This window comes from Pseudomonas sp. HMWF006 (assembly GCF_003061205.1).
GTDB lineage: Bacteria > Pseudomonadota > Gammaproteobacteria > Pseudomonadales > Pseudomonadaceae > Aquipseudomonas > Aquipseudomonas monsensis.
In genome coordinates this window covers 5,612-6,222 of sequence record NZ_QAIU01000526.1, presented here as the reverse complement: position 1 = coordinate 6,222, position 611 = coordinate 5,612, and the positions used below count along the sequence as shown (strand labels likewise).

Genomic DNA, 611 nt, shown 5'->3' with positions numbered 1-611 from the left:
GTCCCACCATCCTTCCCAAAACACTAGCGGAAACGGTCAAGGCGGACATCATCTTTTTGGCCGTCCGTTTCGACTCGCACCAGGATGTCGCCAACGCGCTGCCGACCTGGAAAGGCAAGACCATCGTCGATGTAACCAACACCCAAGTGCCCCCAGAGGAACTGGGAGGACAGCCTTCTTCCATGGTCGTTGCGCGGTCCTTCACGGGTGTCAGGCTGGTCAAAGGCTTCAACCATCTGGGTGCATCCGTCCTCGCCCAGGATCCGGCCGTGCATGGCGGCAGGCGGGTCGTGTTCCTGGCCAGCGACGATGACGAGGCCGCGGCCGAGATCGGCGCGCTTGCAGAAAATCTCGGTTTCTCGCCGGTCCAACTTGGCAGGCTTTCCGAGGGCGGGCTGCTGGTCCACGCACGCGCAAATAGCTGGGGTCGACTGATCTTCAAGGACCTCGTCACTTTCGCCGGTTGAGCAGGACGTACCCAACGATAACAACACAACGAACGCGCTCGGGTCGAGCGCAAGTCGACTCGATCGACGCGGAGAAATCCCCATGAATACCGAGAAAAACGTCCAGACCGTGAAGGACTTCTTTGCGGCCATTGGCCGCGGCGA

At 60.6% G+C, this 611-nt stretch carries 1 protein-coding gene; it reads left to right on the top strand.

All coding sequences use genetic code 11. The features are described 5' to 3' along the window. Window positions 1–467, top strand: a 467-nt coding sequence (locus tag DBR24_RS23765) for an NADPH-dependent F420 reductase (RefSeq protein WP_128615960.1), incomplete at its 5' end; no start/stop codon positions are given. Window positions 468–611 lie beyond the last annotated feature (144 nt).